The organism is Streptomyces hokutonensis (assembly GCF_000376565.1).
GTDB lineage: Bacteria > Actinomycetota > Actinomycetes > Streptomycetales > Streptomycetaceae > Streptomyces > Streptomyces hokutonensis.
Map to the genome: position 1 here is coordinate 24960 of NZ_BARG01000004.1, position 13322 is coordinate 38281.

Genomic DNA, 13322 nt, shown 5'->3' on the forward strand with positions numbered 1-13322 from the left:
GCAAGCCGTCATCGGCGCGCCCCCCTCCAACTGCGCCGATGGCGGCCCCTCCTCGGGTTTACTGTGCGCTCCCTTGACTGGCAGAAACTTCCCGGATACTGCTGAAAGCTCGGAAGTTTCCTTCATCGGATCACCTCCCGAAGGAGCGCACGTGCCCTCCAGACGCACCGTCCTCGCCGCGACCATGGGCGTCACCGCGTCCCTCGCGGTCGGCACCCCCGCCCACGCCGACGACACCGCACTCCGCTCGCTGATCTCCCGCATGCCCCTGGAGGAGAAGGTCGGCCAGCTCTTCGTGACGCGGGTCTACGGCCACTCCGCCACCGCCCCCGACCAGGCCGATGCCGACGCCAACCTGAGCGAGCTCGGGGTGCGCACGGCCGCCGAGCTGATCGCGAAGTACCGGGTCGGCGGGATCATCTACTTCAGCTGGGCGCACAACACCCGCGATCCGCACCAGATCGCCGGCCTCTCCAACGGCATCCAGAAGGCGTCCCTGGCCCAGCCGCGCGGGCTGCCCGTACTGATCGCCACCGACCAGGAGCACGGCATCGTCTGCCGGATCGGCAAGCCCGCGACCCTCTTCCCGGGCGCGATGGCGCTCGGCGCCGGCGGCTCCCGCGCCGACGCCCGCACGGTCGGCCGGATCTCCGGCGCCGAACTGCGCGCGATGGGCGTCAACCAGGACTACTCCCCCGACGCCGACGTGAACGTGAACCCGGCCAACCCGATCATCGGCGTGCGGTCCTTCGGCGCCGACCCGGACGCGGTGGCCGGCCTGGTCGCCGCCGAGGTCACGGGGTACCAGGACAGCCGGGTCGCGGCGACCGCCAAGCACTTCCCCGGGCACGGGGACACCGCCGTCGACAGCCACACCGGGTTCCCCGTCATCACACACAGCCGCGAGCTGTGGGGAAAGCTGGACGCCGTGCCCTTCCGGGCCGCCGTCAAGGCCGGGATCGACGCGATCATGACCGCGCACCTCAAGGTCCCGGCCCTCGACGACTCCGGCGACCCGGCCACCCTCTCCCACCCGATCGTCACCGGCGTACTGCGCGGCGAACTCGGCTACGACGGCGTCGTGGTCACCGACTCGCTGGGCATGGCGGGCGTCCGCCAGAAGTACGGCGACGACCGCGTGCCGGTGCTCGCGCTGAAGGCCGGGGTGGATCAACTCCTCGACCCGCCCTCCCTGGACATCGCGTGGAACGCCGTCCTCAAGGCAGTGCGGGACGGGGAGTTGGCCGAGGCCCGTCTCGACGAGTCGGTGCTGCGGGTGCTCCGGCTGAAGGCCCGGCTCGGCCTCTTCGAGGAGCCGTACGTCAGCCGGGCGGGCGTGGACCACGTGGTCGGCAGCGCCGAACATCTCGCCACCGCCGACCGCATCGCCGAGCGCACCACCACCCTGCTGGTCAACAAGGCCGGGCTGCTCCCGCTGTCCCGCCGTACGCACGGGAACGTCCTGGTCGTCGGCGCCGATCCGGCCTCCCCCTCCGGTACGACGGGACCGCCGACCGGTGTACTCGCCGCCGCGCTACGGGAGTTGGGCTTCACGGCGACCGTCCTGTCCACCGGGACCACCCCCTCCGCCGAGACCGTCACGAAAGCCGTGGCAGCGGCGCGGGCGGCGGACGCGGTGGTGGCGGCGACCTACAACGTCACGGCAACCGACCCGCAGAAGGCCCTGGTCGAGCACCTGGTCGCGACGGGCACACCGGTCGTGGCCGTCGCCGTCCGCAACCCCTACGATGTTGCCCAACTGCCCGCTGTCCCGGCCTACTTGGCGTCCTACTCCTGGACCGACGTCGAACTGCGGGCGGCGGCACGGGTGATCGCGGGCCGAGCGGCCCCGCGCGGGAAGCTCCCGGTGGCCGTGCAGCGCGCGGACGACCCGGCGCAGGTGCTGTATCCGGTCGGTCACGGACTGTCGTACTAGAGGTACGTCGGCAACCCTCCCCACCCCCGCCAAATAGCCCAAAGCCCCCCACACCGCTGGCGTGCGCCCGCCACCGAGGGTCACGCTGGGCGGGGGAAGTCCGGGGGGAACGATGGGTGAGAGATGGAGCGCGGGGGCAGTGTGCGCGCTGCTCGCCGCCCTGCTGGCAGGCTGCTCGTCCGGCTCCGACGCGGGTGACAGCAGCCCCGGCGCGAGGGCGTCCGCGTCCTCGACCACCCAACCCTCCGGCTACGGCGCGGTGTTCCTCGGCGTCGACGAGTGCAGCTCCTTCGGTACGACGAGCTTCACCGAGGTGCCCTGCACCAGCGAGCGGGCCGCCGCCCGGGTCATCGCCCGCCACGACGGCGATGTGGGCAGCGGTCCCGCCTGCCCGGCGACCACCGACTTCGTGCTGCACATCAGCGCCCAGGGCACCCCGGGCACGGGCCGCGACAGCGCCGTACCCAAGGGCTACGCCTGTATGCGCAACCTCGAACCCCCGCATCCCGGCGACCCGGGCGGCGGGGGCGGGCCGCGCACGATCGTCGGCGACTGCGTCTACAGCTCGGGCAGCGGTCAGGTCCGGGAGACCGCGTGCGACGGCTCGGGGCAGAAGAAGCCGCAGTACAAGGTGGTCAAGGCCGTGCTGAAACGCGCGAGTTGCCCGGCCTCGACGGCCCTGTACGTCCAGCTCGGCGGCAGCCGACCGGTGGGCTGCGCCCGGCCCGTGTAGTCAACGGCCGGGCGCAGCACGGGTGTTACGGGCGCAGGGTCGGCTCGCGCTCGACGCCCTGCCGGTCCAGCCGCGCGTCGTACGGTGCCAGCGGCTTCGCCTGTGCCGTCGTCGCGGCGGGGACACCGGCCCAGGCCAGGATGCGGGCGGTGGCCAGCGCCTTCTGGTCGGCGGTCAGGGCCGCGACGTTCGCGCCGTGGTTGAGGCCGGGCGCGGTGAAGACGTACGAGTCCTTCGCGCCCTTGCCGACGGCGAAGCGCTCGGCGCCCCACGGGTCGTTCTGGCCGTAGACGAAGAGCATGTGGTCGGCGTGGTGGCGGACCCAGCTGTCCACGTCCCGCATCGCGCCCGGCTGGAACTTCATCGGGATGGAGCGCGGGACGAAGTTGCGGGGCGGCTGGTAGCCGTAGCGGATGTACTTCTTCTCGATGTACGGGAACTGGATGGTGGGCGCGCCGAGTTGGGTGCCCGCCTGGTAGTAGTACGGGGTGTACGGGGACAGGCCCTGGTCGGTGTAGAAGGAGAAGCCGGAGATCGTGTCGACCGAGGTCCAGATCTCGTCGTCGGTGGCGGCCTGTGCGTTCGCGGGGATGGTGTCGCAGTCGGAGAGCAGGCTGTACTGCCAGAAGCCCCAGACGTAGTCGAGGACGACGGCCTCGTAGGCCTTGTCCAGGCTGCCGACGGTGGTGAAGGTGAACCCGTTCTCGGCCGCGTAGGCCGCGTACTTCTGCTCCAGCGGCTCACGGCGCACCAGCGCCTCGCGCTGTACGGCGTCCAGGCGGTCGCGGCACTCCTTGGTGCCGACCTTGGTGAAGAAGCGGTCGTAGGCCGAATCCTCGTTGTTCACCACGTCGTTGGGGGCGACGTAGGCGACGACGCCGTCCATGTCGCGGGGGTAGAACCGCTCGAAGTAGGTGGCCGTCATACCGCCCTTGGAGCCGCCGGTGGCGATCCAGTTCTTGGTGTAGATCGACTTGAGGGCCTTGAAGACGCGGTGCTGGTCGCTGGCCGCCTGCCAGATGTCGAGCTTGGACCAGTCGGCCGGCTCGGGCCGGGACGGCGTGAAGTAGCGGTATTCCAGGGAGACTTGGTTGGCGTCCGCGATCCGGGTCGGTTCGCTGCGGCTGGGGGTCGTGGAGACGTTGTAGCCGCTGGTGTAGAAGACCGTCGGGCGCGAGACGTCCTTGTGCAGCACGGTGATCCGCTGCTGGAACGTGCCCTTGGACGGGTGCCGGTGGTCGATCGGCTGGGTGTAGTTCAGGACGAAGTAGCGGTAGCCGGTGTACGGCTTCTCCTGGACCAGGCTCATGCCGGGTATCGCCAGCAACTGGTCCTTGATGTCAGTGACTTGGCCGGCCTGGGCGGCGGTGGCCACCCCGGCCGTACTCAGCGTGCCTATGAGCACGGTGAGCGCCAGCAGCCATCTGAGCGCCTTGCGCATGCGATCTCCCCTGTGAGGCAGTTGTGAACCGGAAGCTATCGGAGCAACTACCGTCACACCAGAGGAGGTTGTTCACTCAGGGAGCTGTGCGTCGGTTCAGCACAGGATCCAGCCCGAGCCGACCGAGCCGCCCGCGACCGCGCCCTTGATCCGTACGCAGCGGTGGCCGGCGTGCACGGTGACCGGTCCGGCCCGGCGGACGTACCGCCCCTTGTCGACGACCGGGCGGCTGCCGCGGGCCTGGACGCTGACCGACATCGTGCGCTTGGCGCCGGGGTTCTTGGGGGCGGTGTACGCGCAGATGTAGTCGCCCCGGCGGAAGACATGGACGGTGCCGGTGGAGAAGGGCAGCGTCGCCACCTCCCGCCCCGGGCAGACCGACGCCGCCTGGGCGCTGCCGGGGGCCGCGAGCGCGAGCAGTCCGGACGCGGTGAGCACGGCCATGCCGAGCGCCACCCGCCGTCGTAGCGCACCCATGTCCACAGTCATCCCTCCCGCACAGCAGCCGAACAGCGTACTGATGTACGGACGCACGACGTATGTCGAACGGTTGCGCGGCCCTCGGCGAGTCGTACCGACCGCCCCTCAGCGGACCGTACCGACCGGCTCCTCGGTCTCGGGGGCACCGACGAACGTCCGCCACAGCTCGGCGTAGTACCCGCCCAGCGCCAGCAACTCGTCGTGCGTGCCGGCAGAGCCTCCCCATGCCGCTCTCGCACCTCTCGGGCATCGAGACGGCGGCCGCGAGCCCGCGCAGGTCAGGCGGCGGTCGCGGGCGCGTCCTCGCCGACGAACGTCCGCCAGAGCTCGGCGTAGTACCCGCCCAGCGCCAGCAACTCGTCGTGCGTGCCGTCCTCCACCACCCGGCCGTGATCCATCACCACGACCCGGTCCGCGCGGGCCGCCGTTGTCAGGCGGTGGGCGACGACGAGGGTGGTGCGGCGGCCTGCGAGGCGGTCGGTGGCCTGGTTGACCTGGGCTTCCGTGGCCAGGTCCAGGGCCGCTGTCGCCTCGTCCAGGAGGAGGATGTCGGGGTCGACCAGCTCCGCGCGGGCCAGGGCGATCAGCTGGCGCTGGCCCGCCGAGAGGTTGCGGCCGCGCTCGGCGACCTCGTGGAGGTAGCCGCCGTCCAGCGTGGCGATCATCTCGTGCGCGCCGACCGCGCGGGCCGCCGCCTCCACCTCGGCGTCGCTCGCGTCGGGGCGGCCGTAGGCGATGGCGTCGCGGACGGTCCCCTGGAAGAGGTACGCCTCCTGGGGGACGACGCCCAGGTGGTGGCGGTACGACGTGATGTCGAGCGAGCGGAGGTCGGTGCCGTCGACCGTGACCCGGCCGCCCGTCGGGTCGTAGAAGCGGGCCACCAGTTTCACGAGCGTCGACTTGCCCGCGCCCGTCTCGCCGACGAACGCGACCGTCTGGCCCGCCGGGATCCTCAACTCGACGCCCCCGATGGCCTCTTCGTCGTCGCCGTACGCGAAGTGCACGTCCTCGAAGGCGATGTCGCCGCGCAGGGAGAGGACTTCGAGGGGTTCGTCGGCGGCTCGGGTGGAGGTCGGTTCCTGGAGGAGTTCCTGGATGCGGCCCAGGGAGACCGTGGCCTGCTGGTAGCCGTCGAAGACCTGCGAGAGCTGCTGGACCGGGGCGAAGAACAGGTCGATGTAGAGGAGGTACGCGACCAGGGCGCCTGTCGTCAGGGTCGCGTCGTCCACCCGTCCCGCACCCGCGATCAGTACGGACGCCGCCGCCACCGACGACAGGAACTGCACGAAGGGGAAGTAGACCGAGATCAGCCGCTGGCCCCTGGTGCGGGCCGCGCGATAGCTGCTGCTGCGCTCGGCGAACCGCCTGCCGCCGTCCCGCTCGCGCCGGAACGCCTGCACGATCCGCAGCCCCGACACCGACTCCTGGAGGTCGGCGTTGACCAACGACACGCGCTCACGGGCGAGTTCGTACGCCTTCACGCTCGCGCGGCGGAAGAAGAACGTGGCGATGACGAGGGGCGGGAGGGTCGCGAAGACGACCAGCGCGAGCTGTACGTCGATCACCAGCAGGGCGACCATGATGCCGAAGAAGGTGACGACCGAGACGAAGGCCGTGACCAGGCCCGTCTGGAGGAACGTGGAGAGGGCGTCGACGTCCGTCGTCATCCTCGTCATGATCCGGCCGGTCAACTCCCGCTCGTAGTAGTCGAGTCCGAGGCGCTGGAGCTGGGCGAAGATCTTCAGGCGGAGCGTGTAGAGGACCCGCTCCCCGGTGCGTCCGGTCATCCGCGTCTCGCCGCGCTGTGCCACCCACTGCACGGCCACCGCGACGAGCGCCAGCAGCGAGGCGGACCAGATCGCGCCGATCGCCATCTTCGTCACGCCCTGGTCGATGCCGTGCCGGATCATGACCGGCAGCAGCAGGCTCATGCTCGCGTCCACGGCGACGAGGCCGAGGCTGATCAGCAGCGGGGCGCCGAAACCGCGCAGCAGTCGGCGCAGTCCGTACGAGTCCTCGGCACGCACCGCGCGCGCCTCGTCGATGTCGGGGGTGTCGGTCGCCGGGGGCAACGCGTCGACCTGGGCGAGGAGTTCGGGTGTCGCGGGCATCCCGGACAGCGCGGTGTCCTTGGGCTCGCGGTCACCGGTCCACAGGCGGGGCGTGAGCCCGCGCTCGGCGTCGAACTCGGCGTCCAACTCCGCGCGTACGGAGGTGTCTTCGGCCGGTTCGCAGGCGGGCAGGGCGTGGCCGGGCGAGACGCCGCCGAGTTCGTCGGGGTCGGTGAGGAGGCGCCGGTAGAGCGGTGAGCGCTGCTGGAGTTCGTCGTGCGTGCCGATGGCGGCGAGGCGGCCCCCGTCGAGGACGGCGATGCGGTCGGCGAGGTTGAGGGTGGAGCGCCGGTGCGCGATCAGCAGGGTGGTCCGGCCCTCCATGACCTGTTTCAGGGCCTCGTGGATCTCGTGCTCGACGCGCGCGTCCACCGCCGAGGTCGCGTCGTCGAGGACCAGCAGGCGCGGGTCGGTGAGGATCGCGCGGGCGAGGGCGACGCGCTGGCGCTGGCCGCCGGAGAGGGTGAGGCCCTGCTCGCCGACCGTCGTGTCGTAGCCGTCGGGGAGTTCCTTGATGAACCGGTCGGCCTGGGCGGCACGCGCGGCGGTGAGGATCTCCTCCTCGGTCGCGTCGGGGCGGCCGTAGGCGATGTTGTTGCGGACCGTGTCGGAGAAGAGGAAGGAGTCCTCGGGGACCAGGCCGATCGCGGCCCGGAGGGAGTCGAGGGTGAGTTCGCGGACGTCGTGGCCGCCGACGAGGACGGCGCCGTGGGTGACGTCGTAGAAGCGGGGCAGCAGGAGCGAGACCGTGGACTTGCCGGAGCCGGAGGAGCCGACGACCGCGAGGGTCTCGCCGGGGCGGATCTCGAAGCTGAGGCCGTTGAGGACGGGGCGGTCGTCGTCGTAGCCGAAGGAGACGTCGTCGAACTCAACCGTAGCCGGGGCGTCGGCGGGGAGTTCCTTGGTGCCGTCCGTCATCGAGGGCTCGGTGTCGATGAGCTCCAGGACGCGCTCGGTGCCGGCGCGGGCCTGCTGGCCGACCGTGAGGACCACGGCCAGCATGCGGACCGGGCCGACGAGCTGCGCGAGGTAGGTGGAGAACGCGACGAACGTGCCGAGCGTGATGTGACCGCGCACCGCGAGCCAGCCGCCGAGCGCGAGCATCGCGACCTGGCCGAGGGCGGGGACGGCCTGGAGGGCGGGGGTGTAGCGGGCGTTCTGCCGGATGGTGCGGAGGCGGCCCGCGTAGAGGCGGCGGCCGACCTCGCGCAGCTTTCCGGTCTCCTGGTCCTCCTGGCCGAAGCCCTTCACCACGCGTACGCCGCTGACGGCGCCGTCGACGACTCCCGCGACGGCGGCGGCCTGGGCCTGCGCGTACCAGGTGGAGGGGTGGAGCTTGCTGCGGCTGCGGCGGGCGATGAAGCCGAGCGCGGGGGCGACGGCCAGGGCGACCAGGGTCAGCGGCAGCGACAGCCAGGCCATGATCGCGAGGGAGATCAGGAAGAGCAGCACGTTCCCGATGGTCATCGGGAGCATGAAGAGCAGGCCCTGGATCAGCTGGAGGTCGCTGGTGGCGCGGCCGACGACCTGGCCGGTGGACAGCTCGTCCTGGCGGCGGCCGTCGAGGCGGGTGATCGTGCCGTACATCTCGGTGCGGAGGTCGTGCTGGACGTCCAGGGCGAGGCGGCCGCCGTAGAAGCGGCGGACGTACGTCGAGACGTAGACGAGGAGGGCGGCGACGATCAGGGCGGCCGCCCAGGGGGCCATGGAGCGGGTGTGGCCGGTGATCACGTCGTCGATGATCACCTTGGTGACCAGCGGGACGACGGCCATGACCGCCATGCCGGCGAGCGAGGCGCCGAGGGCCAGGACCACGTCCTTGGGGTATCGCCAGGCGTACCCGGCGAGCCTTCTGGCCCAGCCCTGCGGTTCCCCCTGCTTCGCTGCCACGCGGGTGCCTTCCGTTCGCCGATCTACGGAAGGCACCAACGCGCGGCGGAGCGGATTTCATCCCTCCGCAACAAAACGCTTCGCGAGGGCCGGTTGTCGGGTGCGGGTGCGTCGTGGCTGGTCGCGCCCACGCGGCGGAGCCGCATATCGATACAGCCCCGCGCCCCCAAAAGACTTTCCTCGCGCCCCTAAGGGGCGGGCGTTGTGCGCACCCGGAGGTAGTAGAACCGTGTCGTCTGGACCGCGTTCTGGTTGTCGTCGCTCACCAGCAACACCTTGTAGCGGCCCTTCTCCTTCCCCGTGATCACCATGCCCTCGATGTTGTCGAGGAGGGGGTTGGGCTGGGGCTGCTTCGCCGTCGCACCGAGGGACGGGCAGTCGGCGATGTCCGCGAGGAGGGTCTTCTTGACGAGGCGGACGCCGGGCTGGCCGGTGAGGGTGTCGATCTTGCTGGTGTCCGTCGCGTGGCGCGGGTCGGCCAGGTAGAGGCGGACGGTGTTGCCGACGCCGCTGGTGAAGCCGCGCTCCAGGACGAGGAGGCGGCCGTCGGGGAGGGCCTGCACCTCGGGGACGCCGAGGAAGGCCGCGTCGGTCTTGTAGGCGTACTGCGCGGCGAGCTCGAAGTGGTCGCCCTTGGTCCGGGTCCAGGTCTGGAAGCGGACGGCCCCGGAGGTGTCGCCGGCGATCGGGTACTCCATCGACGCGAGGAGCGTACGGCCGCCGGGCAGCAGGGTCAGGCCCTCGAAGGTCTGGTTGGAGACGGCCCGGCCGGCCGGGGCGACCAGCAGCGAGGACGGGACCGGGAGGCGGTCGAGGATCCTGCCGTCGACGGAGTAGCGGCGGATCGACGGCTCGGTCTCGGAGGTGATCAGGCGGGTGCCGTCCCGGTCGACGACCAGGCCCTCGGAGTCGAGCGCGGCGCCGTTCTCGTCGGCGAGCGGGACGACCCGCTTCGGCTGGAGGGTCTTCGCGTCGAGGTCGAACAGGGAGGAACGGTCCTCCAGCGCGGCGAGCGAGCCGTCCTTGTCCACCGCGAGCGCGGAGAAGTTGCCGACGAAGGTGCCGTCGTACGTCGTCTTGTCGAGCGCATCGGAGAAGCGGTCGATCGAGACGGACGACGAACAGGCGTTGGCGGTACGGGAGTTGGTGCTGGAGTTGCTGACGGCGCTCGCGGGCCCGGCGGCGGTGAGACAGGTGGCCGCCGCCAGGCCGGCGGTCGCGGTCGCGAGTACGGTTCTCAGGCGCATGGGCGCCACCGTAGGACGGGCGGGTGACGGGCGGGAGACCCGTCGGTTAAGCCAGGTCCTTGTGAATCGCCTTTGCGACGCCCTGGATCGTGGTGATGCCGTAGCTCATCGTGCTGTTGTCCTGGGTGAGCACGGACATCATGTAGTCGTGGCCGCCGCCGTTGAAGGTGCCCAGGCTGTGCACGCGCCAGCCGTGCGTGGAGCGCTGCAGCCAGCCGTTCTTGACGTGCACGGTGACGGTCGACGGAGCACCGTACGGCGTGCCCCAGCGCTGGCTGGAGATCACCTGGTTCATCAACTTCAGGATGTACGCACGGGAGTTGTCGCTCAGCACGGTGTTCTTGGCGGTGACCAGCTTGAGCAGCTTCTGCTCGTCGGTCACGGTCTCCTGGGTCAGGCCCCAGTAGTTGTTCGCGCCCGGCTTGGTCTGGGTCATGCCGGCGGCGGCGAGGAAGCCCTTGATCTTCGTCAGGCCCAACTGCCTCCACAGGGTGGAGGTCGCGTCGTTGTCCGACTTGGTGATCATGGCCTTGGCGAGGGTCGTCTCGCGGGACGTCAGCAGCCGGTTGTGCTTCTTCGCGTCCCACAGCAGCGTGGCGAGCACGGTCACCTTGACGGTGCTGGCCGAGTCGTAGGCGGTGGTCGCCCGCAGGGTGCAGGTGGTGTTGGTCTTGCGGTCGTAGAGGCCGACGGCGACGGTTCCCTTACGGGTCGCGAGCGCGGCGGTGATGTCCTTCTTCAGCTTGTCGGCGAGGCCGGCCCTGGCGGACGTACAGCTGACCGTCGGGGTGGCCGCGGCAGCGGGCGTTGCGGCGGCCAGCACGGGTATGAGCACCCCGGCGCCCACGCCGGCCGCCAGCACTCTGGCTCGGCGGGATATCCATTGAGTCATGCATGACTTGACTCACAGGAAGGCATGAAAGGTTGTACGGGTTGGGGAACGGTTGTACGACCCGTTACCCGGGCCTTTGCGAATTCACAGCCGAGTACCAGGTCCGGCACAGCACGCACCCACCCTGCCTTCGCACGATGGCCGGGTGACATCTGCCACCGATCCACACCCCCACATCGAACCCGCGTCCGCCGACTGGCCGCCGCCGGCCCCACCCGAGACGGCACCGCCCGAGAAGGCGCCCCGCTGGTCGCTGCCCGCGCTGGTCGCGATCATGGTCCTGGCCGCGGCGCTGTACTCCTGGGGCCTGTCCGGCTCCAACATGAACACGTTCTACAGCGGTGCCATCTGGGCCGGGACGCAGAGCTGGAAGGCCTGGTTCTTCGGTTCGCTGGATCCGGGCAACTTCCTGACGGTCGACAAACCGCCGTTCGCGCTCATGGTCATGGGTCTGTCCTGCCGGATCTTCGGCTTCGGCACCTGGCAGATGATGCTGCCTCAGATCGCGGCCGGCCTCGGCACGATCTGGATCCTGCACACGAACGTGAAGCGGATCTGGGGCCACGGCGCGGCGACCGTCGCCGCGCTGGTCCTCGCCCTGACGCCGATCACCGTCGCCATCAACCGCGACAACAACCCCGACACGATCCTGGTCTTCCTCATGGTCGCGGGCGCGGCGCTCGCGTTCCGCGCCACCCGTGACGAGAAGCTGCTCCCGCTGCTCGGCGCGGCGGCCTGCTTCGGCCTCGCCTTCAACACCAAACTGCTCGCCGGCTGGATCGCGCTCCCGGCCGTCTTCGCGCTCTACCTGTACGCGTCGAAGGCGCCCTGGGTGAAGCGGATCGTCAACCTGGGGCTGGCCGCGGTCGTCCTGGCCGTCTCCAGCTTCTGGTGGGCGGTCGCCGTCTCCCTGGTCCCGGCCTCCGACCGCCCGTACATCGGCGGCTCGACGGACGGCTCCGCCTGGAACCTGATCATGGGTTACGACGGTCTCGGCCGCGTCTTCGGCGGCGAGGGCAACGGAGGCGGTGGCGGAGGCGGTGGCGGCGGAGGCGGCTTCTCCGGCTCCGCCGGTCTCGGCCGGATGTTCAACGACATCCTCGGCGGCCAGATCTCCTGGCTGCTGCCCTTCTCCGCGATCGCCCTGATCGGCGGCCTGGTGCTGTGCGGGCGCGCCCCGCGCACCGACCTGCGCCGGATGGGACTGGTCCTGTGGGGCGGCTGGACCCTCCTCCACTACGTGATCTTCGCGACCGCGCAGGGCACCATGCACCCGTACTACACGACCGCGCTGGCCCCCGGCATCGCCGTGCTGGTCGGCGGCGGTGGCGTGATGCTGCTGAACGCGTTCCGCAGCGACAAGCGGTGGATCTGGGTGCTCCCCCTCGCCTTCGGAGTGACCGGAATCTGGGCGATCGTCCTGCTGCGCCGCGCCTCCGGCTGGAACACCTGGCTGTGGCCGACGATCGGCGTCCTGACGGTGGCCGGCATCGTGGGCATGCTGCTGTTCCGCTCCGGCAACCGGAGCCGGCTGCTGGCGGCCTCGCTGGTGGCGGCCGTGGTCGCCGCCCTCGCGGGCCCGACGGCGTACGCGGCGGCCGACCCGTTCGGCAGCTCCGCCGGCGGCGGCATGGGCGGTACGAACCCGACGGCCGGCCCCTCGACGGGCAGCGGCGGCTTCGGCGGCGGGCCCGGCGGGGGCACCGGCGGCACGCGCGGCGGCTTCGGCGGCGAGATGCCCGGCGGCACCCGGGCCGGCGGACAGGCGGGCGGCGAGGCTCCCGGCGGGATGACGCCGGGTGGCGGCGGCACCGGTGAACTGCCGCAGGGCGGCGGGGCGCCGAGCGGCGCGCCGAGCGGCCAACAGGGCGGCACCACCGGGGAGTTCCCGGGCGGCGGCACGGCTCCGGGCGGCACCGGCACCGGCAGCGGTACGGCTCCGGGTGGCACGGCCGGCGGTACGCGCGGCGGCTTCGGCGGCGGTGGCGGCGGCATGGGCGGCAGCGTCAGCAGCGACCTGATCTCCTACCTGGAGAAGCACCAGGACGGCGCCTACTGGCTGCTGGCGGTCTCCAACTCGCAGTCCTCGGCGCAGATCGAGCTGAGCACGCGCAAGCCCGTCATCTCCATGTGGGGCTTCACCAGCAGCGACAAGGCGATGACCGTCGCCAAGCTGAAGGAACTGGTGAAGGCGGGCAAGCTGCACTACATCCAGATCAGCAGCGGCGGCGGGATGGGCGGTGGCATGGGCGGCGGCAACTCCGTCAGCTCCGCCGTGAACTCGTGGGTGCAGAAGAACGGCACGGCGGTGAAGGAGAGCGCGTACAGCAAGAGCGCGTCCAGCTCTTCGAGTTCGTCGTCTTCTTCTACGACCTCCACCACCAACACCTCGACGCTGTACCGGCTGGACCCGTCCGACGTCAGCTGACCCAAGCACGGGTAGAACGGCCCTCGACCACACGGTCGGGGGCCGTTCCCGTATGCCTCCGCGCAGTCAACTCGCGTAGACACGAGGCAAATTGTCGCGCCCGGTCACCTGATCGACACGTCTCGTTTATTTACAGGACCGCATGTGCATGTCACGCTCCGTTT

At 70.8% G+C, this 13322-nt stretch carries 8 protein-coding genes; 3 read left to right on the forward strand and 5 right to left on the reverse strand.

Annotated features, from left to right (window positions below):
* Nucleotides 1-151 precede the first annotated feature (151 nt).
* Nucleotides 152-1936: a glycoside hydrolase family 3 protein gene (locus SSP08S_RS01175; RefSeq protein ID WP_019065740.1), complete on the forward strand. Its 1785-nt coding sequence runs from the start codon at nt 152-154 to the stop codon at nt 1934-1936.
* A 112-nt stretch (nt 1937-2048) separates the two neighbouring features.
* Complete coding sequence (locus SSP08S_RS01180) at nt 2049-2669, forward strand: hypothetical protein (protein WP_026178077.1); 621 nt, start codon at nt 2049-2051, stop codon at nt 2667-2669.
* Nucleotides 2670-2694: 25 nt separating this feature from the next.
* Here SSP08S_RS01180 and SSP08S_RS01185 read toward each other — a convergent pair whose 3' ends face one another.
* The 5 genes from SSP08S_RS01185 to SSP08S_RS01210 all read right to left on the reverse strand — a co-directional run bounded on the left by SSP08S_RS01185 (nt 2695) and on the right by SSP08S_RS01210 (nt 10730).
* The gene (locus SSP08S_RS01185) at nt 2695-4110 is read right to left on the reverse strand and encodes a S28 family serine protease (RefSeq protein WP_019065742.1); all 1416 of its coding nucleotides are present in this window, start codon (nt 4108-4110) and stop codon (nt 2695-2697) included.
* 96 nt (nt 4111-4206) lie between these two features.
* Entirely contained in the window at nt 4207-4599 is a 393-nt protein-coding gene (locus SSP08S_RS01190; protein WP_439654567.1) for a hypothetical protein, read from the reverse strand.
* 269 nt (nt 4600-4868) lie between these two features.
* Nucleotides 4869-8591: an ABC transporter ATP-binding protein gene (locus SSP08S_RS01200; RefSeq protein ID WP_019065745.1), complete on the reverse strand. Its 3723-nt coding sequence runs from the start codon at nt 8589-8591 to the stop codon at nt 4869-4871.
* Between the two features lie 188 nt (nt 8592-8779).
* Nucleotides 8780-9838: an esterase-like activity of phytase family protein gene (locus SSP08S_RS01205; protein WP_019065746.1), complete on the reverse strand. Its 1059-nt coding sequence runs from the start codon at nt 9836-9838 to the stop codon at nt 8780-8782.
* A gap of 46 nt (nt 9839-9884) precedes the next feature.
* Complete coding sequence (locus tag SSP08S_RS01210) at nt 9885-10730, reverse strand: serine hydrolase (protein ID WP_026178079.1); 846 nt, start codon at nt 10728-10730, stop codon at nt 9885-9887.
* A 145-nt stretch (nt 10731-10875) separates the two neighbouring features.
* Between SSP08S_RS01210 and SSP08S_RS01215 the strand changes: the two genes are divergently transcribed.
* Complete coding sequence (locus tag SSP08S_RS01215; RefSeq protein ID WP_019065748.1) at nt 10876-13158, forward strand: ArnT family glycosyltransferase; 2283 nt, start codon at nt 10876-10878, stop codon at nt 13156-13158.
* The last annotated feature ends 164 nt before the right edge of the window (nt 13159-13322 follow it).

Bases quoted from the DNA above. Each gene is read 5' to 3' on its own strand.
- SSP08S_RS01180 (WP_026178077.1), top strand. From the start codon at position 2,049: ATGGGTGAGAGATGGAGCGCGGGGGCAGTGTGCGCGCTGCTCGCCGCC.
- SSP08S_RS01185 (WP_019065742.1), bottom strand. From the start codon at position 4,110: ATGCGCAAGGCGCTCAGATGGCTGCTGGCGCTCACCGTGCTCATAGGC.
- SSP08S_RS01190 (WP_439654567.1), bottom strand. From the start codon at position 4,599: ATGACTGTGGACATGGGTGCGCTACGACGGCGGGTGGCGCTCGGCATG.
- SSP08S_RS01205 (WP_019065746.1), bottom strand. From the start codon at position 9,838: ATGCGCCTGAGAACCGTACTCGCGACCGCGACCGCCGGCCTGGCGGCG.
- SSP08S_RS01210 (WP_026178079.1), bottom strand. From the start codon at position 10,730: ATGACTCAATGGATATCCCGCCGAGCCAGAGTGCTGGCGGCCGGCGTG.